The organism is Mesorhizobium sp. G2-6-1 (assembly GCF_055809095.1).
In genome coordinates this window covers 29,933-53,586 of record NZ_CM147896.1, presented here as the reverse complement: position 1 = coordinate 53,586, position 23,654 = coordinate 29,933, and the positions used below count along the sequence as shown (strand labels likewise).

Sequence of the window (23,654 nt, the reverse complement as noted above, 5' to 3'; positions counted from 1 at the left end):
CAATGGGCAATAGCGCGCAAATGCGCCGGAAAGGATGGTTGTCATGAATATCTCCACAAGACCGGGCATCGGCAGTCTCGGCCAGTTCTTTCGCTCCGGTGTGGCTGAAGCGGACCCAGCAGTAAGCACCGCGATGGACCGCGAATTGTTCAGGCAACGCGATGAAATCGAGCTGATCGCGTCTGAGAACATTGTTTCGAAAGCGGTGCTTCAGGCGCAGGGCTCGGTTTTGACCAACAAATATGCTGAAGGTTATCCTGGCAGGCGCTACTATGGTGGCTGCCAGCATGTCGACGAAGTTGAGGAACTGGCACGCGAGCGCGCCAAAAAGCTGTTCAATTGCTCCTACGTCAATGTTCAGCCTAACTCTGGCAGTCAGGCAAACCAGGCGGCCTTCATGGCCCTGATGCAGCCGGGTGATACGTTCATGGGCCTCAATCTGGCCGCAGGTGGACATCTGACGCACGGCTCGCCGGTCAATCAGTCGGGGAAATGGTTCAACGTCGTTTCTTACGGGGTCCGGCAGGAAGATCAGCGCATTGACCTTGATGAAGTGCGCGATCTTGCTCTGAAGCACCGCCCGAAAGTTATTCTCGCCGGCGGATCGGCTTATCCGCGCATCATCGATTTCAAGGCGTTTCGTGACATTTGCGATGAAGTGGGTGCCAAGCTGTTCGTGGATATGGCCCATATTGCTGGTCTGGTTGCTGGCGGAGTTCACCCCAATCCGCTTGAGCATGCCCACGTCGTGACAACCACCACCCACAAGACGTTGCGCGGACCCCGTGGCGGCATGGTCCTTTCAAACGATGAAGACCTCGGCAAGAAGATCAACTCAGCCGTATTCCCCGGCCTTCAGGGCGGGCCGCTGATGCATGTTATCGCCGCCAAGGCGGTTGCCTTCGGTGAGGCGCTTGCTCCCGGCTTCAAGAGTTATGCGAGAAATGTTGTCGCAAACGCGCGAGTTCTTGCCGATACGATTGCGGCAGGCGGTGTGGACATCGTATCGGGTGGTACAGACACGCATCTGATGCTCGTTGACTTGCGGCGCAAAAACCTTACCGGCAAGGCTGTGGAGGCAGCACTTGGCCGCGCCTTTATAACTTGCAACAAGAATGGCATTCCTTTTGATCCGCAAAGTCCGGCAGTAACATCCGGGATCAGATTGGGAACTCCTGCAGGTACGACGCGCGGTTTTCTGGCCAAGGAGTTCACCTTGGTTGGCCAACTGACAATGAAAGTGATCGACGGCCTTGAGGCAAATGGGGAGAATGAAAATTCCTCTGTTGAGCGTGGAGTGCGCGAGGAGGTCGATTCACTTGTGCGCGGCTTCCCGATTTACGACTGAAACAGGTCGCGACGGGGCCGTAATGGTGCGGCCTCAACCTGTATTGTGGCAAAAATTATTGTGCCGGGATTGATGAAGCGTCCATGGCTGATGTGATCAAGTTCAAAGTTATGATCGCCGAGCGCAATCCGCTGGTGTTGTCGGCGCTTGGCGACATGATCAAGCGCGACAGCCGCTTCGAACTCGTCATGAGTGTTCAGTCAGGTGAGGCTTTTATCAAGGCCGCGTCTGCTGAAGTTCCCGAGTTCGACGTGGCGGTCATCGGCTGGAAGCTGTCCGACATGGATGGTGGCGAGGTTCTGGATACGCTGCGCAGTCGCCAAATCCAACCGCGCATTGTTATTTTCTCCAACGATCACGACGTTGCGATTCTGAGGCAATGCGTGCGTCTGGGTGCCCAGGGCTTTTGTTATCAGTTCGATGATCCTTGCATATTGTTCGACACGCTGCTCGTGGTTGCGCATGGCCGGATATGCATTCCCTATATTGACGTTTCAAGAATTAACGAGACGCCGCTTTCAAAACTTACCGCGCGTGAACGTGAGTTGCTGGCCGTCATGGCTGATGGGTGGACGAATCTCCAGATCGCCACGCGCACAGGAATTTCGGAGAACACGGTCAAGTATCACCTGAAAAATCTTTACGACAAACTAGATGTGAGAAACCGTGCCATGGCCGTGGCCCTCTATTCCCGCGAAATGAAACGCGGCACCCAGATAGGCCAGTAATCAAGGGCTGCGCGCTCATCTCATCTCGAAATTCGGCGTCAAGCGACATGTGGCACCGGTCTGCGCACCTGTAGGGCCATGATGGTGATGTTGCGTCGCAGCACAGCGTTTGCTTGACAGTGTGTGAGTTTTTACAGATATTCCTGTAAGGCAAATAATTTTCCATAATAAATAGAAGCCTAGTGTCTTTATACGACCCAAGGGAGGGGACAGTGGACGCAGCAATACATCAGGAATCTGACGACACCACACTCAACAGTCGAATAGACAGAATGCACGGCCGCGATCGAATCGGCGCATTGGCCTTTGTCGCCGCGCTTTGGGTCGCGTTTCTCTTCACGCTCATCTCGATATGGCCTGACATACCAAGTCAGGCGATCCGGATCATACTGGTCATTGCCGGCGGCCTTGTTCTCACACTGAACACGGCTGCGATCATGGCAATGCTAAGTCATTATACCCACGACAAGCATTTCATTTACGGACTTGATCTCAAGCATCTCGACGAGATGCGCAGGCGCCGGGGCTAGGGAGAAGGCGATGGCTTACCAACCACCAAAACAAGGCTTTGTAGCCCAGATTGTCGACGTTGTGGTTTTGCTCGTTCTTACGATCGGAGCACTCTACATCCCTCTCTACATGGGACTTGCAGGGGCGGCCAAAATACCAAACCCCATTGAAAACCCGACGTGGGAAGCGCTTGGCCAAAACGCCACCGAACAACAGCAATGGGCGGCTCTTGGCATTACTGATCCCGCCGTTGCCAATGACATCGTGACAGCTCGTTTCGATTACAGTTTCAGTTGGGTGGCTCTGATCGTCATGGCCGTTCTGGTCATCGGTTATTTTGTCATGGTCGTGAAGCTTTCCGATAAGGAATATCGCGAGGTCATAGAGGAGCGTTTCGGTACAAAACGCTCGGGGGAGCGTGATATGGATTTCTGGAACATCCTCGAATATGTCGCCTGGGGCTATCTGCGTTGTTCGGCGGGCTTATGCTCATCGATCTCGCGCGCATCGATTCAACCTACGACAACGACCTGCTGACTTCATCTCGCGAAGGCGAGATTGAAGCGACGCAGGAACGGCACCAGATCTGAGGGGGAATCGAAATGGCTACAACATCCACAGCGGCAGCTGAGCCGCAACGGCTCCAACTGCTCCGGGTTCTTGGACCAGGGCATGTTTGGGCACTTGGCGTCGGCATCGTTCTCGTCGGCGAGTATATGGGGTGGAACTTCTCTGTCGGCAAAGGCGGCATGATTGCCGGTCTGATTGCCTGCTGGGTGGCCGGGCTGCTTTATACCTGCGTCGCCATGATCGACTCCGAAGTCACCTCCACTGTTGCCGCCGCCGGCGGCCAATATGCGCAGGCCAAACACATTGTCGGCCCTCTGATGGCGTTCAATGTCGGGCTGTTTCTCGTCATGGCATATACGATGCTGGAAGCCGCCAATGCGATCACGGTCGGTTTTCTTCTTGATACCGTTGCCGGTATGCAGGGCCATTCCGGGCTCCACCAGCAACCATTCATCATCCTCGCCATCATGTTCCTTGCATGGCTGAACTATCGCGGCGTTTTGGCGACACTTACCTTCAATCTCGTCATTACCGCGATTGCATTCACGGCGATCATCATTCTCTTCTTCTCGGTCAATCTGGGCGCATCAGCAGTGTCGCTCGATTTCTCGGCTGTTACCACCGAACCACTGCCTTACGGTTGGGTCGGGGTCGTCGCTGCGCTGCATTTTGGCCTATGGTACTATCTTGGTATCGAAGGCACCTGTCAGGCCGCCGAAGAGGTTCGCTCTCCATCGCGCTCGCTGCCATATGGCACGATGGCTGGCATCATGACGCTGCTTATTGCGGCGACCTTGACCTGGTATGTCTGCTCGGGCCTGATCCCGTGGGAGTATCTCGGTCAGGCCGGTACGCCGCTATTCGATGCGGCCCGCGTTACCGGAAGCACGAGCCTGATGGTCCTGCTTTTCATCGGCACGATCTTTGCCACGCTTGCATCCGCCAATGGTTGCATCAACGACGCCTCGCGTGCCTGGTTTTCAATGGGACGTGACCGTTATTTGCCGAGCTGGTTTGGCGCTGTTCATCCGGTCTACCGCACACCATACCGGTCAATCGTATTTCTTGTTCCGATCGCACTTATCTTCGCGCTCGGTGCGCCGCTCGATCAGGTCGTGACGTTCTCGATCTTGTCGGGTCTCCTCGGTTACACCTTCATGACCTTTAACATGGTGATGTTTCGCAAGAAGTGGCCACTCGATACGATCAAGCGCGGCTATGTACATCCGTTCCATCCGCTGCCTGCGATCATCCTTCTGGTGTTGTGCTCCACGGCCTATTTCGCAGTGTTCCTAGGCTACGGCACACAGTTGATCGCGATGATGTGCTTCTACATCGTGGCATCGCTCTGGTTCCATTTCTGGCGTTATCGTTTCGTTCGCCGTGGTGATCAGTTCACGATGCCCTGGCCGAAGCCTGTTGGCTACTGACCTGTAACAGAGTGGCGGCGCCTATGGCGCCGCCCGTCATTTGAGGCGATCTCAATGATCACCACCACCCTGTTCGTGATTTCAATTGCTGGCGCGATTGCCGTGCTGTCTACGATTGCATGGCGTGAACACCAAGCTGCACTCAAACTCCGTAGCAACCTTTTGAATCCGGTCCAGGGGTTGTTTCGAAATTCAACCATAACAATTGGCCGCGACCACTTTCCGCTTCTGGACGGGCAACTTGCAGACGGGCGCAAGATCAAACTCGAACTGATAGCCGATACCCTTGTGTTTCGGCGACTTCCACAGCTCTGGTTACAGGTGACGTTGCGCGAAAAAGCTGAATGCCGGCGTCCACTGATTGGCATCCTGGCGCGCCCGACCGGTGCCGAATTCTATTCCATCGTTCAAGATTTTCCAGAATGGATTGCGCCGCCACCTTCCGAAACATCGCTACTCATGCGAGGTGACAGCAGTGCGACGGTCTGGGAGATCGAGCGGGCTGGAACCCTGTTTGCCAGTCTGGTGTCGGATCCGCAGGTGAAGGAAGCCGCTATAACGCCGCGAGGCGTACGCCTGATACGTCAGGTTGCACAAGGTGACCGGGGTTCACATCTCCTGCTGCGACAGATACTGTTTCCGGAGAATTCGATCTCGCCCGAACTGATGTACACCGTGATCGCTGAAGTCGAGGCGCTGAGCGAGGTGCTGCATGACAAAAGTGTTTCGCCCAGCCTGATGCCGGCATGAGTTCAACATGAAGAAACCCATCTCCCCATATATCGTGCTGGTTCTTGCAATTCTGTTTCCAGGAGCGGGGCACGTCGCGGTTCGCCAGGCACCGCGCGGCTTGGTATTTGCGCTTTCTGTGCTGCTCTTTGGGTTGTTGACCTATATGGTTTCGACACCGGACCAATCTTTCATCGGTCGCCACGCTGGCGGGTTTTTCATTTGGGCGCTGTCTATCCCCGATGCCTATCGCCGCGCGCGCATCCAGCAGGTTGCCAAACTTACCAAGCCTTCCTGACGCGCAGAGCGCCGTGCCTCCAATTGGGCGCTCAATAGGCGCTCTATCACTTTGATAGAGCATCGGGTTATTCCGAAAACCCGCAACCACTTTTCAGTTTGGTGTTCAAGAGCAATTTCAGGAAAATGGCGCGACAGTCTCCCTGCACCTATTGGCATCATTTCGATCATATCAACTGACCCTGATCTGCCATCGGCCGCGGCATGGCCGTTGCGGTAAACACATGTCGTCATGGTTTTTCCACGACGGGTAGGATTGCCCCATCCGTTAGGGAAATCACACCTGCTCATGCGTGTCTTTTTTTACCTCCGCACGGTGATTTTTTCTATCCGGGCAGGTGTTGTTCTAGCGTCGATAAGAAAACATTGTGCCTCGTAGGAAAATAGGTGCTGTCCACGAGGGGCAATGCCAAGCCGAGTTGAGGAGAAACATCGATGGCCGGATATAATCACCTTTTCGTCCCGGGTCCGACAAATGTTCCAGAAGCCGTTCGCCAAGCGATGAACGTTCCCATGGAGGATATGCGCGCGGGCACTTTCCCGGCTTTCACCCTGCCTTTGTTTGAGGATTTGAAGAAGGTGTTCAGGAACGAAACCGGCCGCGTCTTCATCTTTCCGTCGTCGGGAACCGGCGGCTGGGAATCGGCCATGACAAACGTGCTCAACCCCGGTGACCGTGTATTGATGTCGCGTTTCGGTCAGTTTTCGCATCTGTGGATCGACATGGCCGAGCGGCTTGGCATGAAGGTTGATGCGGTCGATTGCGAATGGGGCACCGGCGTTCCGGTCGAAATCTATGCCGAGCGTCTTGAAGCCGACAAGGCACATGAAATCAGGGCGGTATTCTGCACCCATAATGAGACGGCAACCGGTGTTACCAGCGATGTCGCGGCTGTTCGCGCCGCACTCGATGCTGCCGGACATCCTGCATTGTTGTTCGTCGATGGCGTGTCGTCGATCGGTTCTATCGACTTTCGTCAGGAAGAATGGGGCGTCGATTGCGCTGTCAGCGGCTCGCAAAAGGGCTTCATGCTGCCAGCAGGTCTCGGCTTCCTCTCTGTCAGCCAGAAGGCGCTCGAGGCCGCGAAAACGTCGAAGCATATGCGCTGCTATTTCTCCTTTGAAGATATGATCAAGGCCAACGACACCGGCTACTTCCCTTATACGCCGGCCACACAACTGCTGCGCGGACTACGCGTGTCGCTGGATCTGATCGCCGAAGAAGGCCTGGAGAACATTTTCGCCCGCCACACCCGGCTGGCAAATGGTGTGCGTCAAGCGGTCGATGCATGGGATTTGCGCCTTTGCGCCAAGGAGCCGAAATGGCATTCCGACACGGTAAGCGCAGTAATGGTGCCCGAAGGTGTCGACGGCGCGGCTGTCGTCAAGCGTGCCTACCAAGCTTACAATACTGCCCTTGGTGCTGGACTCAGCAAGGTTGCCGGCAAGGTGTTTCGCATCGGTCATCTTGGCTGGCTCAACGAGGTGATGGTTTGCGGCTCGCTCGCGGCTTCCGAAATGGCACTTCTCGACTGCGGCGCCAAGCTTGCACCTGGATCGGGTGTGGGGGCGGCGCTCGAATATTTCCGCCTTGCGGAAAAACCTGCGCTTTCACAGGCAGCATGAGCGGTCAAACGGGAGAGCACCCATGAGCCACACCATCAACCATCTACGCAAATTGCGCCTTCAGCGTAGTGAACTCGCTGTGCCGGGTTCAAACGTCGAGATGATCGAAAAGGCTGCAAACAGCGCCGCCGACTTTGTCTTTCTCGATATCGAGGATGCGGTCGCGCCGCCCGACAAGGAGCGCGCCCGCAAGAACATCATCGAGGCGCTGAACGACATCGACTGGCGCGCCAAAGGCAAGACCGTTTCCGTTCGCATCAATGGTCTCGATACCCATTACATGTACCGCGACGTTGTCGATGTGATGGAACAGGCCGGTGATCGGCTGGACACCATCCTCGTCCCGAAAGTCGGGGTGCCTGCCGATCTTTATATGGTCGAGGCGATGGTCAATCAGATTGAAATGGCCAAGGGTTACAAAACCCGCGTCGGCCTGGAAGCGTTGATCGAAACCGCGCTTGGCATGGCCAATGTCGAGGCCATAGCCGCCTTTGCTGGACGGCTTGAGGCCCTCCATTTCGGTGTGGCCGACTATGCCGCCAGCTGCAAGGCGAGAACGGTCAATATTGGCGGTCTCAATCCGGATTATCCCGGAGACCAGTGGCATGCGGCGTTGTCGCGCATGACCATTGCCTGCCGCGCTTACGGTTTGCGTGCTGTCGATGGCCCATTCGGCGATTTTTCCGATCCCGATGGCTTTACCGCCGCCGCCAAACGCGCCGCGGCCCTCGGAATCGAAGGAAAGTGGGCCATTCACCCTTCGCAGATTGAACTGGCCAATGCTGTTTTCTCGCCGCCTGAGAAGGAAGTTGAGCGGGCGCGCCGGATTATCGAGATGCTGCGCGAAGCCGAAGAGCAGGGCAAGGGTGCTGCATCTCTCGACGGCAAGATGATCGACGCAGCATCGGAGCGCATGGCACGAAACGTTCTCGTAACCCACGAGGCCATCGAACGGTCGATGCAGTCGCGTACTGCCGCGCCCGTCTGAAGAGGAGCTTGACATGGACATTCACGAATATCAGGCCAAAGAACTGCTTTCTCGCTACTCGGTTCCCGTCCCGCGTGGTGGCCTCGCCTATAGCCCCGAGCAGGCAACTTACCGAGCCAGTGAGATTGGCGGCGATAAATGGGTCGTCAAGGCCCAGATCCATTCCGGGGCGCGCGGCAAGGCAGGGGAGTTCGAATTTGCTCCTCCGATGTGGAAGTCAGCGAGGCTGCCGAAGCCATGCTGGGCAGGAAGCTGGTCACTCATCAGACCGGGCCGCGCGGCAAACTCGTGTCGCGCCTCTATGTCGAAGAAACGGTCGATATTCGCCAGGAAATATATCTTGGCTTCGTGCTCGACCGCAAAGCCGAGCGCGTGATGATCGTTGCCTCGGCATCGGGCGGCATGGAAATCGAGGAGATCGCTGAAAAGCAGCCGGACTCGATCATTCGCGCAACCGTCGATCCAGGTGTTGGCATGCAATCCTATCAGGCACGCGAGATTGCTTTCGGCCTCGGACTGGAAAACGCGCTGATCGGCAAAGCCACCGATATGCTTTTGGGATGCTACCGGGTGTTTCGCGATTACGATGCGTCCATGCTTGAAATCAATCCGCTCGTTGTCACGCGTGACGGCAATCTGATGGCGCTGGACGCCAAGATGTCGTTTGACGAAAACGCATTGTTTCGCCGTCCCGAGATTTCGGAACTGCGCGACAAGTCGCAGGAAGATCCGCGCGAAACCTTCGCCAGTGATCGCGGTCTGTCCTATGTCGGTTTGGATGGCAATATCGGGTGCATCATCAATGGCGCCGGATTGGCCATGGCAACGATGGACATGATCAAGATTGCCGGTGGCGAGCCCGCCAACTTCCTCGATATCGGCGGCGGCGCTTCACCGGAACGTGTCTCCAAGTCATTCCGCGCCGTGCTGGGAGACAAGAATGTCGAGACGATCCTCGTCAACATTTTCGCTGGTATCAATCGCTGCGACTGGGTGGCAGAGGGTGTCATCAAGGCAATTCGTGAGGTCGGTGTGAATGTTCCACTGGTGGTGCGTTTGTCCGGCACAAATGTCGAAGAGGGAAAGCGTATTCTGGCAGAAGCCGGAGAGGCGGTGATTGTTGCCGATACGCTTGAGGAAGCCGCCGAGAAAGCTGTCGCCGCATGGCGCTCGGTTACAATGAAAAAAGCTGGTTGACGGGAGGATAGAATGGCAATTCTGCTCAATAAGGATACCCGTGTGATCGTCCAGGGCCTCACGGGCAAGATAGGCAGCTTTCATGCGCTGGACATGAAACGCTATGGCACCAATGTTGTCGGTGGCGTAACTCCCGGCAAGGGTGGCCAGGACCATCATGGCATTCCGGTTTTCAACACCATGAAAGGTGCCGTGCGTGAAACGGGCGCAAATGCGAGTATCGTTTTCGTGCCACCACCGTTTGCTGCCGACTCGATCATGGAAGCAGCGGACGCCGGGATAAAGTTCTGCGTCTGCATTACCGACGGCATTCCCTCGCAGGACATGATGCATGTCAAGCGCTACATGCGGCGCTATCGCTTTGAAGACCGCATGCAATTGATTGGGCCGAACTGTGCCGGCATCATCACGCCGGGTCAGGCGTTGATGGGCATTATGCCGGGCAACATCTATCTTCCGGGCCGTGTTGGCATTGTCGGCCGTTCGGGTACGCTTGGTTATGAAGCGGCTTCTCAGATGAGTGCGCTTGGCATCGGCGTATCCACCAGCGTCGGCATTGGTGGCGACCCGATCAACGGTTCGTCGTTCAAAGACATGTTGGAACTGTTTGAAAAAGACGACGACACTGATGCTGTGGTGATGATTGGTGAAATCGGCGGTCCACAGGAAGCCGAAGCCGGTGAATGGGCCAAGCGAAACATGAAGAAGCCGCTCATCGCCTACATTGCTGGTCTCTCGGCACCCAAGGGTAAGCGTATGGGGCACGCAGGCGCCATTATTTCCGCCTTCGGCGAATCCGCGCAGGAGAAAGTCGAGATTTTGCGCGATGCAGGTGTCACGATCGTGCCGACGCCAGCAGCCTTTGGACCGACAATTGCGGGCGTCTTGGCGGATCACAAGAAAGCCGCCTGATTGCTAGAAGTGTCCGGTTATTAGAAGTAGCCGATTATTAGACGTAGCCCGATTATTAGACGTAGAATGTCTCTCAACTTGCGTCGGCGCTGGCCGCCGACGCCATGCCACCTAGCAGGGAATGTCCATGAAGCCACGCGTAATCGTAACCCGCCGTTGGCCTGAGTCTGTCGAAAAAATACTTGCTGAGCGCTTTGATGTGACGCTTAATGCCAACGACGTTCCTTTGGCAGCGACACAACTCAAATCGGCATTGTCGGATTTCGACGCGGTATTGCCGACGGTTAGCGACAAACTGACGGCTTCAGTGTTTCCTGATGAGGGTTTGCGGACAAAACTTATCGCGAATTACGGCGTCGGGTTCAGCCACATTGACGTTGATGCGGCGCGTGCACGGGGGATCGTCGTTACCAACACACCTGGCGTGTTGACCGATTGCACAGCCGATCTCGCCATGAGCCTGTTGTTGTCGGTTGCCCGACGCGCTGGTGAGGGCGAGCGGCAATTGCGGGCTGGCCAGTGGGCTGGCTGGTGCCCCACCCATATGATCGGTACAAAGGTTTCTGGAAAGACGCTGGGCATTATTGGCATGGGCCGCATCGGCAAGGCGACAGCGAGGCGGGCTCGTTTCGGCTTTGGCATGAAGATAATTTTCTTCAATCGCTCCCGCGTTGACGATGATGAGGTTCGAGCGATGGGCGCAACGCAGTTGTCCTCCATTGAGGACGTTTTGGCGGGGGCGGATTTCGTCTCTCTTCATTGTCCCGGTGGTGCAGAGAACCGGCATTTGATCAACGCGCAGCGCATCGACGCCATGAAATCTGGTGCTTATCTCATCAACACGGCACGCGGTGACGTCGTTGATCAGGACGCGCTCATTGACGCGCTGGAAACCCGCGCAATCGCAGGGGCTGGGCTCGATGTCTTTGCCGAGGAACCAGCCGTGCCCGAAAAGCTGTCGCGTTTGGAAAATGTCGTGCTGTTGCCGCATCTTGGCAGCGCAACGGAAGAAACCCGCGTGGCGATGGGGATGAAGGCAGTTGAAAACATGACCGCGTTTTTTGACGGCCATGAGCCGCCTGATCGTGTTGCTTGAGGAAAGGAGGACGCTGCTTGGAATAAGTGGACGACGATAGGGCTTGGAGCGGTTTCAGACGGGCCGAAATTGAAATCTGCCGCCTAACCTTGTCTGATCGCAGCCCCTGAATCGGCAAAATAGATACGCAACAACTCGCCAAGTTGTGGTCGTTCCCGCTTGTTCCTGAAGCGTGAATTTGAGCCTCACACACCTGCGATGATGTCGCGGCGGATAGTGTTGTGTGTTGATTGGATTTTGTTTACTTATAGTGAAATTAGACGTTTCACTATCGGGAGGCGAATCCAATTGGCAATTTCCAGCAAAATTAGTAGTGGTGCCAAGGCGCATGACGTGTCTGCGGATGTCAAGAAAGGCACCCCGGTAGCTCCGGCCCGCGCCGTCACCCTGATGCAAGACCCCCATGCAGTTCGCGATACGCGCGAAAAGGTTCTTGAGGTTGCAATTGGCCGCGAGGTTCGGGCTTTTCGTAAGAAACTGGGCATTACGGTTGCTGATCTTGCTGCCGCCACCAATATCTCGCTTGGAATGCTGTCGAAGATCGAAAATGGCATAACATCACCATCTTTGACGACACTTCAGACGCTTTCCCATGCGCTGGGCGCTCCACTCACATCGTTTTTTCGCCGGTTTGAAGAAGAGCGCAATGCCGTATTCGTCAAGGCCGGCGAGGGGGTGGATGTCGAGCGCCGCGGAACCCGTGCCGGACATCAGTACACTTTGCTTGGTCATATAGGCTCCAACACCAGCGGTGTAGTGGTCGAGCCGTATCTGATAACCCTATCGGAAGACTCGGATGTCTTCCCGACCTTTCAGCACGACGGTATGGAGTTCCTCTATCTCCTTGAGGGCGAGGTTGTGTACCGGCATGGCAGCAATCTTTACCGTATGTTGCCCGGCGACAGTCTGTTTTTCGACGCCGATGCACCGCATGGGCCGGAAGAACTGAGCAAACTGCCGATCCGCTACCTGTCGATTATATCCTACCCGCAAGGCGGCGGACACGAATAGGCGCCAGCATTGAAGCTTTCCGAATTACGGAAAGCTTCAATGTTACATCGGTGATAGGCGAAAAATTGCAACAGAACCGCTCCGAGGGTCTTGTCCTGCTCTTAAAGTGTTTTCAGAATGAGCATAGGGCCGAAAACCGGTAACCACTTTTCGGCCCGTTGCTCTTAGATTTTCGCGAAGACGCTTTTCACTGCTTCGGCAGTTTTTGCGACGATGGTATCCGCTTCCTCGCGGGTCAGGCACAGCGGCGGAGCAAAGCCCAGAATATCGCCCTGCGGCATGGCGCGTCCGATTACGCCATGTTCGGCAAGTGCTGCCGCGACTTGCGGCCCGATCTTTTGCGAGGGGTCGAAGAAGACCCGGTCATCCTTGTCAGCGACAAATTCAACCGCTGCCAGCATGCCGTCTCCGCGCACTTCACCGACATTTTTATGGCCACCCACCGCCTTGGCCAGTTCGGCGCGGAAATAGGCACCGGTCTCCCCGGCGTTTTTCACCAGACCGAGTTCGTCAATGAGTTCGAGATTGGCGACACCTGCGGCAACGCAGATAGGATGGGCGGAATAGGTCCAGCCATGCCCAAGACTGCCAAGCTTGTCAGAACCTTGCACCAGTCCTTCCCACACCTTGTCGCCGACAATCACGCCGGACAAAGGCGCATAGGCTGACGTGAGACCCTTTGCGATGGTGATCAGGTCGGGCTTGATGCCATAATGGTCGGACCCGAACATGGTGCCAAGCCGGCCAAAGCCGGTGACAACCTCATCGGCAATCAAAAGCACGTCATATTTGTTGAGCACCGCCTGGATTTTCTGCCAGTAGCCGACGGGTGGTGGCACAATGCCGCCGGTGCCAAGCACCGGTTCACCGATGAATGCGGCAACCGTTTCCGGGCCTTGTGCAAGGATGAGTTTTTCGAGTTGATCGGCGCAATGCTGCGAAAACTGTTCTTCGCTCATTGAGCGGTCCGCGCGGCGGTAATAATAGGGCGCTTCGGTGTGCAGGATGGGCGCTCGCGGCAGGTCGAAAGCGTTGTGGAATGCGTCGAGGCCGGTCAATGAGCCGGTCATGATGCCGGAGCCGTGATAGCCGCGCTGGCGGGAGATGATCTTCTTCTTCTCCGGGCGTCCAAGCACATTATTATAGTACCAGATCAGCTTGATGTTGGTCTCGTTGGCGTCGGAACCGGACAAACCGTAATAGACGCGGCTCATGCCTTGCGGTGCGCGGTCGATGATCATCTTGGATAGTGTGATGGATGCTTCTGTACCGTGGCCGACATAGGCATGGTAATAGGCGAGGTTTTTCGCCTGCGCAGCAATTGCATCGGAAATCTTCTGGCGGCCATAGCCGACATTCACGCAATAAAGACCGGCGAAAGCATCGAGGCTCTTCTTGCCATTGACGTCCCATATGGTGACGCCCTCTCCGCCCGCCATTACACGGTTCGGTGATTCTCCGCGTGCATGCGTTCCCATGTGGGTAGAAGGATGGAAAAAGTGGTCCCGATCCCATGCATTGAGTTCGTTCGACTGGTCAAGCATTGCGTTTACTCCTTGAAAAATGGCATCGGGCTGTGCCGTATTATCCTAGATCCAGGCACAGATATTTGAGATCGGTGAAAGCTTCGAGGCCGTGGCGGGAGCCTTCCCGGCCCATGCCGGATTGCTTCGTGCCCCCAAATGGCACCGGCGCACCGGTAATCTTGACGCGGTTGATGGCAACCATACCGTAATCCAGTGCCCGGCCCATACGCAATTGTCGTGCGCCGTTTTCAGTGACGACATATGCCACGAGGCCATATTCGGTGGCATTGGCGCGGGCAATCAGGTTTTCCTCGCTATCGAAGGCTGTAACTGCGGCGACGGGCCCGAAAGTCTCCTCACGCATGATGAGCGCCTCGTCCGGCACATCTATCAGCAATGTCGGCTGGTAAAACAACGCTCCCGCCTCGGCGCGTTGGCCGCCGGCAAGGCATTTTGCGCCCCGGTTGAGCGCATCAGCCACCTGCTCCTCAACTTTTTTAACCGCGCGTTCGTGCATCAACGGGCCAATGTCGGCACCTGCGGTCAGCCCGTTCGAAACTTCCAATTTCTCGATACGTGCTTCGAAAGCTGCGCAGAACCGATCATGGATTGCACGCTGGACATAGATGCGGTTCGCCGCGAGGCAGTCCTGACCCGATGTGGCAAATTTGGCATCGATGGCGATATCGACGGCCTTCTCAAGGTTGGCGTCGTCGAAGATGATCAAGGGGGCGTGGCCACCAAGTTCCATCACCAGCCGTTTCATGGTGGGTGCGCATTGCGCAGCAATCAATCTGCCAATTTCCGTTGAGCCGGTGAAACTCATGGCGCGAACGCGGCGATCTTCGCACAGGCTGCCCACGATGGCCGCAGCATTCCCGGTGACAATATTGAACACGCCGCCCGGAAGACCGGCGCGTTCGCCAAGTTCTGCCAAGGCCAGTGCCGATAGCGGCGTTTCCGAGGAAGGATGTGCAACAATGGTGCAGCCCGCTGCAAGTGCTGCTGCTGCTTTTCTTGTCAGCATCGCTGCCGGGAAATTCCACGGCGTGACGACCCCGACGACGCCAAGTGGCTCACGCCGCACCATCATGTCGGCACCGGGCAGATGACTTGTGACGCCTTCAGCATTGATGCGCTTGGCTTCTTCCGCATACCACTCCACGAATGAAGCGGCATAGTCGATCTCGCCCAGCGATTCCTTAAGCGGCTTTCCTTGTTCAAGCGTCATCAACAGCGCCAGATCATCCTTGGCCGCAACGATCAGATCGTACCATTTCCGGAGAATTTTCGACCGCTCCTGTGGCATCATGGAGCGCCATATGGGAAATGCCCGGGATGCGGCGTCGATGGCCAGACGTGTCTGTTTGGCATCGAGTGCGGCAACGAATGCGACGGTCGCACCGGATGCCGGGTCCGTGACCTCAAAGCTGCCTGCTGAATCACTTGCGGTCCAGCGGCCATCTACATAGGCCATTTCGCGCAATAATCGGCGGTCAGTGAGCCGTTCAAGCGCTTCGTGGCGGGTAGAGCGGGCAAAATGCGCATGTGCTGACATGAAAAACCTCGCTGGCGAAAGAGAGCCTCAGCTTAGGCTGCAAGCACGGAGAAAGTGACTGTTCGTGGTGGTGCATAAAGAGAGATTGGCTATTGATGTCGAGGAAACCAGACAATCTCTCGCCACATCGACTTTCGTCTGCGTGCCGTCTCAATTTATCGCAAGAGAACATCGACTGGCAGAACGGTATCGTCTTTCACGGTCTTGGTGACGATGTAGGTGAAATAGCGGTCGATGCCGATCTCGCGTTCCAGCAGGGCATCGACGAGCCTTTGATAAGCGTCAATGTCGCGTGCCATGACCTTCAGGACATAATCGACACCGCCTCCCACCGACCAGCAGGCAATGATTTCCGGTGTATCGCGAATGGCGCGTTCAAAACGGTCGAAATCAGCCTGTCGATGGCTGGTCAGGGTTACCTCCATCAGCACCGTGGCAACCGGGGCCACGACGCGCATGGCAATCCTGGCATGATAGCCCGAAACGATGCCGGCTTTTTCAAGTTTGCGCAGCCGCATCCAGCATGGCGTGGGCGAAAGGCCCACTTTCTCAGCCAGCGCCAGCTTGGTGATGCGCCCGTCGCGCTGGATGGCATCGAGAATCCTGAGATCAACGGGATCGAGTTTCGATTCGGCCATAATGTCCACTTCTTTTGCTCCCGCAGCATGAATGTGCTTTATTTCGATTGTCAATTGAACTGATTTTGTTCTCTAATATGTCATGACATTATGGAAGCCAGATCCGACGCTCATTCGGCGGCCAGCATATCTCTCGCTTGCTGACCAGTTTGCCCGCGTCATTCATGACGGACGCTTGGCAAATGGTGAACGTTTGCCAACGCACAGGCAACTCGCAGACGAACTAAAACTATCTGTGCAGACGATTAGCCGAGCGTACGAGGAATTGATTCGGCGCGGTTTGGTTTCGGGTGAAATCGGCCGCGGCAGCTTCGTGCAAACCCAGCCCCGCGAACCCGAACCGCCCTATCTTCCTGAACGTCCCGGCGAAGTGATCGATCTTTCTATTTTGAAACCTGTTTGCGAGGTGATGCATCTTGAGCGGCTGAGGCAAGCACTCGGTTGGCTGGGTGAGACGCTGCCTGCAAGTTCCGCACTGTCATTCAGACCGAATATGGTGTTCCCGCGCCATCGCGCGGTCGCGGTTGAATGGCTGCGTCAGTGCGGGATCGAGACCTCGCCGCAAAATGTCAGTCTGACCAACGGTGCCACGGCTGGAATGACCGTCGCTTTCATGAGTGTGGCACCATCCGGATCGACGGTGGCTACCGAAGCTATCGGCCATCACACTTTGGTGCCCCTGGCGCGCTATCTTGGATTTAATCTCGAAGGTCTGCCAATAGATGAGTGCGGCCTTGTTCCCGCCGCTCTCGACGAAGCCTGCCGCCATGGTGACATTCGCGCCGTATTCGTTCAGCCTTCGGTCATTAATCCATTGACGACGCTCATGAATGCATCGCGGCGTGAGGAAATTGTCGCGGTCGCACGCCGTCACGATATCGCGATCATCGAAAACGATGTGCTTGGCCCTTTGATCGAGGACCGACCGCCACCAATCGCAGCCCTCGCGCCCGAACGCACGCTCTACGTCACGTCTTTTACCAAGATTACCGTACCGGGGTTGCGTATCGGCTATCTCGTTGCGCCCGACCGTTATGCTGCTGCCGTCGCCAACCGGCACATGGTTTCCAACTGGATGGCAACGCCGATGGTGGCAGAGATTGCCTCGAAATGGGTGGTTGACGGGACCGCGATGGACCTTGTGCGCTGGCAGCGCACCGCGCTTCGCAAACGCCTTGCAATAGCGGCTGAAGTGCTTGGCGATGTCGATTATCGCGCCCACCGCGATGGCTTGCATCTATGGCTGCAATTGCCCGGTGATCGCGGGGAGGAGGCTTTTGTCGGACAGGCGAGGCTGCGCGGCGTCGCCATCGCGCCGGGGGCTTCATTCCAGATATCGGATGCGCCGGGGCGTCCGGCTGTTCGTATCTCGCTTGGCTCGACCGCAGAAGAAGAACTGCGCGCCGGGCTTGGCGTGGTCAGCAAGCTTTTGCAGGGCGATCCCGAACATCTGTTGCTGGCAATCTGAATAGGAATTTCATCGCAAAATGGACTTCAAAGAAAAATTGTCATGGTTTTATTTTCCCAATTGACATGATTTGATACGTTCCCCATCGTTAAGGGCATAGGCTCCTCAAGCAGGGGAAAACGCATTGGCCGAGCCCATCATAAAAATCGACACCATTTCTAAAAGTTTTGGTTCCTTCAAGGTTCTTGATGGCTTGTCCATGCAAGTCATGCCAGCCGAGAAGCTGGCCCTGATCGGCCCTTCCGGTTCAGGGAAGACGACCATTTTGCGCATTCTGATGACGCTGGAGCGCATTGACGATGGTCATATCCAGATCGAAGGCGAGCATCTTTATCATATGGAACGCGACGGCCAGTTGCTGGCGGCCGATGAACGCCACCTTGCCCGAATGCGCCAGAAGATCGGCATGGTGTTCCAATTGTTCAATCTGTTTCCGCACAAGTCGGTGATCGACAATGTTACCCTGGCGCCGATGCTGACCAAAGGCACGCCTCGCGCCGCTGCCGAAAAACGGGCAATGGAATTGCTCGACATGGTTGGCATGTCCGACAAGGCCAAGAACATGCCGGCACAGCTTTCGGGCGGGCAAAAGCAGCGCGTGGCGATTGCCCGTGCACTCGCGCTGTCTCCGAAAATCATGTTGTTCGATGAAGTCACCTCGGCACTCGATCCTGAGCTTGTCGATGAGGTCTTGAACGTCATGCGCACGCTTGCCGCCGAGACTGACATGACCATGTTGCTCGTCACGCATGAAATGGGGTTTGCCCATGATTTTGCTGACCGGGTGTTGTTCTTTGACGGTGGCAAAATCGTCGAAGAAGGCAAGCCTGACGACATTTTCAGCCATCCAAAACAGGAACGCACGCAAGGATTCCTGAAAAAGATCATAGCGGCCGGCCATCGCGTCTGACCGTCATGGTGGGCGGCCGTACCGCCCCGGAGCCAACAGGCTAAAAACAAAGAGAACGACGAACCAAGGAGTTGGGAACGATGAAAAAGTTTGGAATTCTGGCTGGCGCTGCCAGCATCGCACTGGGTGCGCTCATGGCCACATCGAGCACAAGTTCGGCTGATGACAGCAAACTTGAGGCACTGAAGGCGCAAGGCTTCGCGCGTGTCGCCATTGCCAATGAGCCACCGTTTACAGCGGTTGCGGCAGACGGCAAGGTATCGGGTGCTGCTCCAGATGTAGCACGCGAAATATTCAAGCGCCTTGGCGTGGCCGATATCGTCGCTTCAATCTCCGAATATGGCGCAATGATCCCCGGCTTGCAGGCTGGACGTTTTGATGTCGTCACAGCCGGTCTTTTCATGAAGCCGGAACGCTGCGCAGCCGTCGCCTATTCAGAGCCGGTGCTTTGTGATGCCGAGGCGATGCTGGTCAAGAAAGGCAATCCGAAAGGTTTCAAAAGCTACGAAGACGTTGCCAAGGACGACAGCGCAACGATAGGCGCTCCGGGTGGTGGAACGGAGGAAAAGCTGGCACTTACCGCCGGTGTGCCTCGCGACCGCGTTATCGTTGTCCCGGATGGTCAAAGTGGCGTGAAAATGCTTCAGGATGGCCGCATCGACGCCTATTCCCTGCCGGTTTTGTCCATCAACGACCTCGTCAAGAAGGCTAACGACCCGAACCTTGAAGTGGTCGCACCGGTGCAGGGTGCTCCAGTCTATTGCGATGGCGCTGCCTTCAAGAAGGGCGATGAAGCCCTGCGCGACGCATACGACGTGGAACTGGCCAAGATGAAAAAATCCGGCGAATTCGCCAAGATCATCGAACCCTATGGGTTCTCTGCGGCCGCCGCGATTTCGACCACGCGTGAAAAGCTGTGCTCGGCAAAATAAGCGCGCTTCTGCTTTGCCTTCTCCTGCCTTGGAGAAGGCAAAGCAATTGAAATCACAATAAAATTCGCAACGGATGGTGCCCATGACCGATTGGTCCGGATATCTAGGCCTGATCCTGCAGGGCGTATTCGTCACCATCGAGCTGACGCTGATGGGGTCCGCGCTGGCATTGGTCATGGCGTTTATCGCCGGAATGGGCAGGCTGTCGCGCTACTTTGTCATAAGATCTCTGGCGACGGCCTATATCGAGTTCTTCCGTGGAACCTCCATCTTCGTCCAACTCTTCTGGGCCTATTTCGTGCTGCCTTTTGTTGGCGTTTCCCTGACGCCGCTGCAAGCGGGCGTATTGGCACTTGGTCTTAATGTCGGCGCCTATGGCGCTGAGGTTGTTCGCGGTGCGATCCAGTCGATAGGGCGAGAACAATATGAAGCCTGCGTTGCACTCAACCTTGGGCGCTGGCATGCAATGCGCCACGTCATTCTTCCGCAGGCATTGCTGCTCATGCTGCCAACCTTCGGCAACAATGCCATCGAACTGCTCAAGGCAACTTCGGTAGTCTCTTTGATCTCGCTCACCGACCTGACCTTCCAGGCACAGGTGGTTCGCGCCCAAACGGGCAGCACGCTGGTGCCGTTTACCAGCATCCTGATCATCTATTTCATCTTCGCGCTCATGATCTCATGGGGGGTGCGCTCGCTTGAGCGAAAAATGGCGCGTGGTCTTGACGGGGTGCGTGTCTGATGGACTGGGATTGGGCCTTCGTCTGGGAGATTTTACCAACGCTTGTCGAGGGCGTGAAGATCACCATCATCGCGACGCTGCTTGGTTCTGTCCTTGCTGCATTCGTTGGGCTTGGCATCGCTTTGCTGCGCCGTTCGCCAAATGGGTTCATCTCGCGCCCGGTCGGCTTTTTGGCTGAATTCATCCGTGGCACGCCGTTGCTCGTCCAACTCTATTTCATCTTCTACGTCCTGCCGGATTTTGGAATTCTGCTGCCACCAATGGTGGCTGGTGTCATCGGTCTTGGTCTGCACTACGGCACTTATGCGGCGGAAGTCTATCGGGCCGGTATCGACAACGTGCCGCGCGGCCAGTGGGAGGCTGCGAAAGCCTGCAATCTGAACAGCCGCCAGACCTGGACATACATCATTATCCCTCAGGCGTTGCCGCCGATGATTCCCGCGCTCGCCAACTACTTCATCGCCATGTTCAAGGAAACACCGCTGCTTTCGGCAATAACCGTGCTTGAGTTGATGAACCAGGCGAAAATCGTGGCAAATACCTATTATCGCTATGTTGAGCCGATGACACTGGTTGGCGTTTTCTTCCTCATTATCAGCCTGTTTTCCGTCGTTATTCTGCGTTGGCTGGAGCGCCGGTACGGCAGGATCGAGAACTAGTGCATGAAGCCGCTTCCCGAAATCATACTGAGACCGACACGACCGACGCTTGACGTTCGGCCGCTGGAAAAACGCGTCGGCCTGATCGTTTTGGCAACCGATCATACCAGCGAACCGGATTTTCAGCGCATGGTGGCTAGCCGCAATATTGGCGTCTATGTCGCCCGCATCCACTATGCCAATCCTACGACGCCTGAAAATCTTCGGAAAATGCAGCCGGCTTTGACCGCAGGAGCGTCGCTCATTTTGCCTGACGAGCCACTCGATGCCATTTGTTATTCCTGCACTTCGGCATCGGTGGTTATCGGCGACAGTGAGATCGAAGCGGCGATCCAGGCTGCCAAGCCTGGCGTGCCGGTAGTGACGCCAACAATGGCGGCATTACGCGCTCTGCAAGCGCACGGTGCCAGGAAAATAAGTATTCTGACGCCTTACACAGTCGAGACCAGTCGCTCAATGGGTGCCTATTTCGTCGAACGCGGTTTCGATGTGGTGAGTTTCACCTGCCTCGGTTTCGAAGATGATCGTGAAATGGCGCGAATTTCGCCAGCATCGCTCGTCGAGCTTGCCCGGGAGGCAATTGATGAGCAAGCCGATGCGCTGTTTGTCTCCTGCACGGCCTTGCGTTCGGCGCTCGCCGTCGTTGGTATGGAGGAAGCGACTGGCCGTCCCGTCATGACCAGCAATCAGGCAACAGCGTGGAATTGCTTGCGGCTGTGTGGCGACGACCTGTCCCGCCCTGAATATGGTAGCCTGATGACGCTGCCATTGCCGGGGAAATGACGGCCATGGCCTCCGTGTCACTTGATGAGATCACCTCTGCGCGCACGCTGATCGAGGGCATGATCGAGCGTACGCCAATCGTCACTTCTGCGAGCCTTTCCAGCAAGCTTGGCGTATCCGTTCATCTCAAGTTTGAGCATCGCCAGAGCACCGGTAGTTTCAAGCTGCGCGGCGCATCAAACGCGATTGCCTCGCTGACAGATGAGCAGAGGAAGCGCGGCGTGGTCGCGGTTTCGACTGGCAATCATGGGCGTGCACTTGCCCATGCAGCCAAGCTTGAGGGCATACGCGCAATAATTTGCATGTCGCAACTCGTGCCTGAAAACAAGGTCGACGAAATTCGCCGCCTTGGTGGCGAAACGCGCATTGTTGGAAAGAGCCAGGACGATGCGCAAGAAGAAGTACAGCGCCTCATAGATGAGGAAGGGCTGATCATGGTGCCGCCCTTCGACCATGCCGCAGTCATTGCAGGGCAGGGAACCCTCGGGTTGGAAATCATGGAGCAGGTGCCCGAACCGGATGTGGTGTTGGTGCCGCTTTCGGGGGTGGCTTGGCTGCTGGTGTTGCTGCTGCCGTCAAGGGGATCAGGCCAGAAACGAGAGTGATCGGCATTTCCATGACGCGCGGTGCCGCCATGAAGGCAAGCCTCGACGCTGGTCATCCGGTTCTGGTGGAAGAATTACCGACACTTGCTGATTCACTCGGCGGTGGCATCGGTCTCGACAACCAACTGACCTTTGCCATGTGCCGCAATTTGCTCGACGAGGTGATCTTGCTCGACGAGGATGAGATCGCTGCTGGTATTCGCCATGCCTATGCGAAGGAACGTGAAATCATCGAAGGCGCGGGCGCGGTGGGAATTGCTGCGCTGTTGGCTGGAAAGGTGAAACCGGCCGACACGGTAGTCGCCATTTTGTCGGGCTGCAATATCGACATGGAGCAGCACCGGGCGATCATATGTGGTGAGATTGCATCGGGTAAGGAGCGCGCGGCATGAGCCGAATGACGATCCTCACCGAAATCGAATTGCGCAAGATCGTCAAGCTCGACCTCGATGCTGTCGCTTGCGTTGAACGTGCCTTTCAAGCTCTTGCAACCCTGCCTGTCGCGATGCCGCCGATTCTGCGTCTGGACATTCCCCAATATCACGGTGAAGTCGACGTCAAGACAGCCTATGTGCCGGGCATCGACAGCTTCGCGATCAAGATAAGCCCGGGGTTTTTCGACAACCCGAAGCTCGGTTTACCGAGCGTCAATGGCATGATGGTCGTGCTCTCGGCCCATACCGGTTTGATCGAAGCCCTGCTGCTCGACAATGGCTACCTTACCGATGTTCGCACAGCGGCAGCGGGAGCAGTCGCAGCGAAATATCTGGCTCGTCCAAATGCCTCGGTTGCAACGATCTTTGGTGCAGGTGTTCAGGCGCGCTTGCAACTGGAGGCGCTCACTCTGGTTCGGCCCATCGCCGAGGTTCGCATTTGGGCGCGCGATACAACCAAGGCTGAAGTTCTTGCGGGCAGTTTGCGTGAAAAGCTGGGTATTGTCGTGCGCTCCGAGGCAGATCCCGCCAAGGCAATTGCCGGTTCTGATGTGATTGTGACCACAACGCCTGCGCAAGCGCCATTGGTCAATGCTGGTTTCGTAACCTCGGGCCAGCACATCACGGCGATGGGCTCGGATGCAGAACACAAGAACGAGATCGCGCCTGAAGTTCTTGGCGCAGCCAATATCTATGTTGCCGACAGTGCCAGCCAGACCCGGCGTCTTGGCGAACTACACCACGCGATTGCCGCAGGCGCGATGAGTGCCAGCGCGGAAGTCACCGAACTCGGTCAGATCATTTCAGGTGAGCGACAAGGACGCCGATCAGCCAGAGACATCACCATCGCGGACCTTACCGGCACAGGGGTGCAGGACACGGCTATCGCCGCTTTGGCTCGTGATCGGGCACAAGAAATGAATGCCGGAGCCATTTTTGAAAATTAGATGCACATCG

At 56.3% G+C, this 23,654-nt stretch carries 21 protein-coding genes and 3 pseudogenes; 21 read left to right on the top strand and 3 right to left on the bottom strand.

The window, feature by feature from the left end; translation table 11 throughout:
- Window positions 1–43: 43 nt before the first annotated feature.
- The 13 genes and pseudogenes from glyA (at window position 44) to AC0L7S_RS00195 (ending at window position 12,442) form a co-directional block, all read left to right on the top strand.
- On the top strand, window positions 44–1,348 hold the full coding sequence (gene glyA, locus AC0L7S_RS00255) for a serine hydroxymethyltransferase (RefSeq protein ID WP_473472559.1): 1,305 nt from the start codon (window positions 44–46) through the stop codon (window positions 1,346–1,348).
- An 83-nt stretch (window positions 1,349–1,431) separates the two neighbouring features.
- Window positions 1,432–2,076, top strand: a complete 645-nt coding sequence (locus tag AC0L7S_RS00250; protein ID WP_473472558.1) for a LuxR C-terminal-related transcriptional regulator — start codon at window positions 1,432–1,434, stop codon at window positions 2,074–2,076.
- Window positions 2,077–2,348: 272 nt separating this feature from the next.
- A complete protein-coding gene (locus AC0L7S_RS00245) occupies window positions 2,349–2,606 on the top strand; it encodes a hypothetical protein (RefSeq protein WP_473474375.1) in 258 nt (85 codons plus the stop codon).
- 10 nt (window positions 2,607–2,616) lie between these two features.
- Window positions 2,617–2,994: pseudogene (locus AC0L7S_RS00240) on the top strand (hypothetical protein); the annotation flags it as partial.
- Between the two features lie 194 nt (window positions 2,995–3,188).
- Window positions 3,189–4,586: an APC family permease gene (locus AC0L7S_RS00235; RefSeq protein ID WP_473472557.1), complete on the top strand. Its 1,398-nt coding sequence runs from the start codon at window positions 3,189–3,191 to the stop codon at window positions 4,584–4,586.
- A gap of 54 nt (window positions 4,587–4,640) precedes the next feature.
- On the top strand, window positions 4,641–5,336 hold the full coding sequence (locus AC0L7S_RS00230; RefSeq protein ID WP_473472556.1) for a hypothetical protein: 696 nt from the start codon (window positions 4,641–4,643) through the stop codon (window positions 5,334–5,336).
- 7 nt (window positions 5,337–5,343) lie between these two features.
- A complete protein-coding gene (locus AC0L7S_RS00225; RefSeq protein ID WP_473472555.1) occupies window positions 5,344–5,613 on the top strand; it encodes a hypothetical protein in 270 nt (89 codons plus the stop codon).
- Window positions 5,614–6,047: 434 nt separating this feature from the next.
- The gene (locus tag AC0L7S_RS00220; protein ID WP_473472554.1) at window positions 6,048–7,238 is read left to right on the top strand and encodes an aminotransferase class V-fold PLP-dependent enzyme; all 1,191 of its coding nucleotides are present in this window, start codon (window positions 6,048–6,050) and stop codon (window positions 7,236–7,238) included.
- A gap of 22 nt (window positions 7,239–7,260) precedes the next feature.
- Complete coding sequence (locus AC0L7S_RS00215) at window positions 7,261–8,226, top strand: HpcH/HpaI aldolase/citrate lyase family protein (protein ID WP_473472553.1); 966 nt, start codon at window positions 7,261–7,263, stop codon at window positions 8,224–8,226.
- Between the two features lie 13 nt (window positions 8,227–8,239).
- Window positions 8,240–9,423: pseudogene (locus AC0L7S_RS00210) on the top strand (malate--CoA ligase subunit beta).
- 12 nt (window positions 9,424–9,435) lie between these two features.
- Window positions 9,436–10,335 carry a succinate--CoA ligase subunit alpha gene (sucD, locus tag AC0L7S_RS00205; protein WP_473472552.1) on the top strand — a complete coding sequence of 300 codons (900 nt, stop codon included), beginning with the start codon at window positions 9,436–9,438 and terminating at the stop codon, window positions 10,333–10,335.
- Window positions 10,336–10,456: 121 nt separating this feature from the next.
- Window positions 10,457–11,431: a 2-hydroxyacid dehydrogenase gene (locus tag AC0L7S_RS00200; RefSeq protein ID WP_473472551.1), complete on the top strand. Its 975-nt coding sequence runs from the start codon at window positions 10,457–10,459 to the stop codon at window positions 11,429–11,431.
- A 333-nt stretch (window positions 11,432–11,764) separates the two neighbouring features.
- Window positions 11,765–12,442 carry a helix-turn-helix domain-containing protein gene (locus AC0L7S_RS00195; RefSeq protein ID WP_473474374.1) on the top strand — a complete coding sequence of 226 codons (678 nt, stop codon included), beginning with the start codon at window positions 11,765–11,767 and terminating at the stop codon, window positions 12,440–12,442.
- A gap of 164 nt (window positions 12,443–12,606) precedes the next feature.
- On the opposite strand, the gene AC0L7S_RS00190 is transcribed toward AC0L7S_RS00195, so the two are convergent.
- The 3 genes from AC0L7S_RS00190 to AC0L7S_RS00180 form a co-directional block, all read right to left on the bottom strand.
- Entirely contained in the window at window positions 12,607–13,986 is a 1,380-nt protein-coding gene (locus AC0L7S_RS00190) for an aminotransferase (RefSeq protein WP_473472550.1), read from the bottom strand.
- 40 nt (window positions 13,987–14,026) lie between these two features.
- Window positions 14,027–15,526, bottom strand: coding sequence for an NAD-dependent succinate-semialdehyde dehydrogenase (locus AC0L7S_RS00185; RefSeq protein WP_473472548.1), 1,500 nt, complete (start codon window positions 15,524–15,526; stop codon window positions 14,027–14,029).
- Between the two features lie 155 nt (window positions 15,527–15,681).
- Window positions 15,682–16,164 carry an Lrp/AsnC family transcriptional regulator gene (locus AC0L7S_RS00180; RefSeq protein ID WP_473472547.1) on the bottom strand — a complete coding sequence of 161 codons (483 nt, stop codon included), beginning with the start codon at window positions 16,162–16,164 and terminating at the stop codon, window positions 15,682–15,684.
- 82 nt (window positions 16,165–16,246) lie between these two features.
- Here AC0L7S_RS00180 and ehuR point away from each other — a divergent pair, with 82 nt between their 5' ends.
- The 8 genes and pseudogenes from ehuR (at window position 16,247) to AC0L7S_RS00140 (ending at window position 23,644) form a co-directional block, all read left to right on the top strand.
- On the top strand, window positions 16,247–17,632 hold the full coding sequence (ehuR, locus tag AC0L7S_RS00175; protein ID WP_473472546.1) for a MocR-like ectoine utilization transcription factor EhuR: 1,386 nt from the start codon (window positions 16,247–16,249) through the stop codon (window positions 17,630–17,632).
- Between the two features lie 124 nt (window positions 17,633–17,756).
- Window positions 17,757–18,542: an ectoine/hydroxyectoine ABC transporter ATP-binding protein EhuA gene (ehuA, locus tag AC0L7S_RS00170; RefSeq protein ID WP_473472545.1), complete on the top strand. Its 786-nt coding sequence runs from the start codon at window positions 17,757–17,759 to the stop codon at window positions 18,540–18,542.
- Between the two features lie 80 nt (window positions 18,543–18,622).
- Window positions 18,623–19,474, top strand: a complete 852-nt coding sequence (ehuB, locus tag AC0L7S_RS00165; protein ID WP_473472544.1) for an ectoine/hydroxyectoine ABC transporter substrate-binding protein EhuB — start codon at window positions 18,623–18,625, stop codon at window positions 19,472–19,474.
- A gap of 82 nt (window positions 19,475–19,556) precedes the next feature.
- A complete protein-coding gene (gene ehuC / locus AC0L7S_RS00160; protein ID WP_473472543.1) occupies window positions 19,557–20,216 on the top strand; it encodes an ectoine/hydroxyectoine ABC transporter permease subunit EhuC in 660 nt (219 codons plus the stop codon).
- On the top strand, window positions 20,216–20,875 hold the full coding sequence (ehuD, locus tag AC0L7S_RS00155) for an ectoine/hydroxyectoine ABC transporter permease subunit EhuD (protein WP_473472542.1): 660 nt from the start codon (window positions 20,216–20,218) through the stop codon (window positions 20,873–20,875). Before ehuC ends, ehuD begins: the two co-directional genes overlap by 1 nt.
- A gap of 3 nt (window positions 20,876–20,878) precedes the next feature.
- Complete coding sequence (gene eutA / locus AC0L7S_RS00150) at window positions 20,879–21,658, top strand: ectoine utilization protein EutA (RefSeq protein ID WP_473472541.1); 780 nt, start codon at window positions 20,879–20,881, stop codon at window positions 21,656–21,658.
- Window positions 21,655–22,655, top strand: a pseudogene (gene eutB / locus AC0L7S_RS00145) (hydroxyectoine utilization dehydratase EutB). Before eutA ends, eutB begins: the two are co-directional and overlap by 4 nt.
- Window positions 22,652–23,644, top strand: a complete 993-nt coding sequence (locus tag AC0L7S_RS00140; protein WP_473472540.1) for a cyclodeaminase — start codon at window positions 22,652–22,654, stop codon at window positions 23,642–23,644. Before eutB ends, AC0L7S_RS00140 begins: the two are co-directional and overlap by 4 nt.
- Window positions 23,645–23,654 lie beyond the last annotated feature (10 nt).

Bases quoted from the DNA above. Each gene is read 5' to 3' on its own strand.
- glyA (WP_473472559.1), top strand. From the start codon at position 44: ATGAATATCTCCACAAGACCGGGCATCGGCAGTCTCGGCCAGTTCTTT.
- AC0L7S_RS00250 (WP_473472558.1), top strand. From the start codon at position 1,432: ATGGCTGATGTGATCAAGTTCAAAGTTATGATCGCCGAGCGCAATCCG.
- AC0L7S_RS00245 (WP_473474375.1), top strand. From the start codon at position 2,349: ATGCACGGCCGCGATCGAATCGGCGCATTGGCCTTTGTCGCCGCGCTT.
- AC0L7S_RS00235 (WP_473472557.1), top strand. From the start codon at position 3,189: ATGGCTACAACATCCACAGCGGCAGCTGAGCCGCAACGGCTCCAACTG.
- AC0L7S_RS00230 (WP_473472556.1), top strand. From the start codon at position 4,641: ATGATCACCACCACCCTGTTCGTGATTTCAATTGCTGGCGCGATTGCC.
- AC0L7S_RS00225 (WP_473472555.1), top strand. From the start codon at position 5,344: ATGAAGAAACCCATCTCCCCATATATCGTGCTGGTTCTTGCAATTCTG.
- AC0L7S_RS00220 (WP_473472554.1), top strand. From the start codon at position 6,048: ATGGCCGGATATAATCACCTTTTCGTCCCGGGTCCGACAAATGTTCCA.
- AC0L7S_RS00215 (WP_473472553.1), top strand. From the start codon at position 7,261: ATGAGCCACACCATCAACCATCTACGCAAATTGCGCCTTCAGCGTAGT.
- sucD (WP_473472552.1), top strand. From the start codon at position 9,436: ATGGCAATTCTGCTCAATAAGGATACCCGTGTGATCGTCCAGGGCCTC.
- AC0L7S_RS00200 (WP_473472551.1), top strand. From the start codon at position 10,457: ATGTCCATGAAGCCACGCGTAATCGTAACCCGCCGTTGGCCTGAGTCT.
- AC0L7S_RS00190 (WP_473472550.1), bottom strand. From the start codon at position 13,986: ATGCTTGACCAGTCGAACGAACTCAATGCATGGGATCGGGACCACTTT.
- AC0L7S_RS00185 (WP_473472548.1), bottom strand. From the start codon at position 15,526: ATGTCAGCACATGCGCATTTTGCCCGCTCTACCCGCCACGAAGCGCTT.
- AC0L7S_RS00180 (WP_473472547.1), bottom strand. From the start codon at position 16,164: ATGGCCGAATCGAAACTCGATCCCGTTGATCTCAGGATTCTCGATGCC.
- ehuR (WP_473472546.1), top strand. From the start codon at position 16,247: ATGACATTATGGAAGCCAGATCCGACGCTCATTCGGCGGCCAGCATAT.
- ehuB (WP_473472544.1), top strand. From the start codon at position 18,623: ATGAAAAAGTTTGGAATTCTGGCTGGCGCTGCCAGCATCGCACTGGGT.
- ehuC (WP_473472543.1), top strand. From the start codon at position 19,557: ATGACCGATTGGTCCGGATATCTAGGCCTGATCCTGCAGGGCGTATTC.
- ehuD (WP_473472542.1), top strand. From the start codon at position 20,216: ATGGACTGGGATTGGGCCTTCGTCTGGGAGATTTTACCAACGCTTGTC.
- eutA (WP_473472541.1), top strand. From the start codon at position 20,879: ATGAAGCCGCTTCCCGAAATCATACTGAGACCGACACGACCGACGCTT.
- AC0L7S_RS00140 (WP_473472540.1), top strand. From the start codon at position 22,652: ATGAGCCGAATGACGATCCTCACCGAAATCGAATTGCGCAAGATCGTC.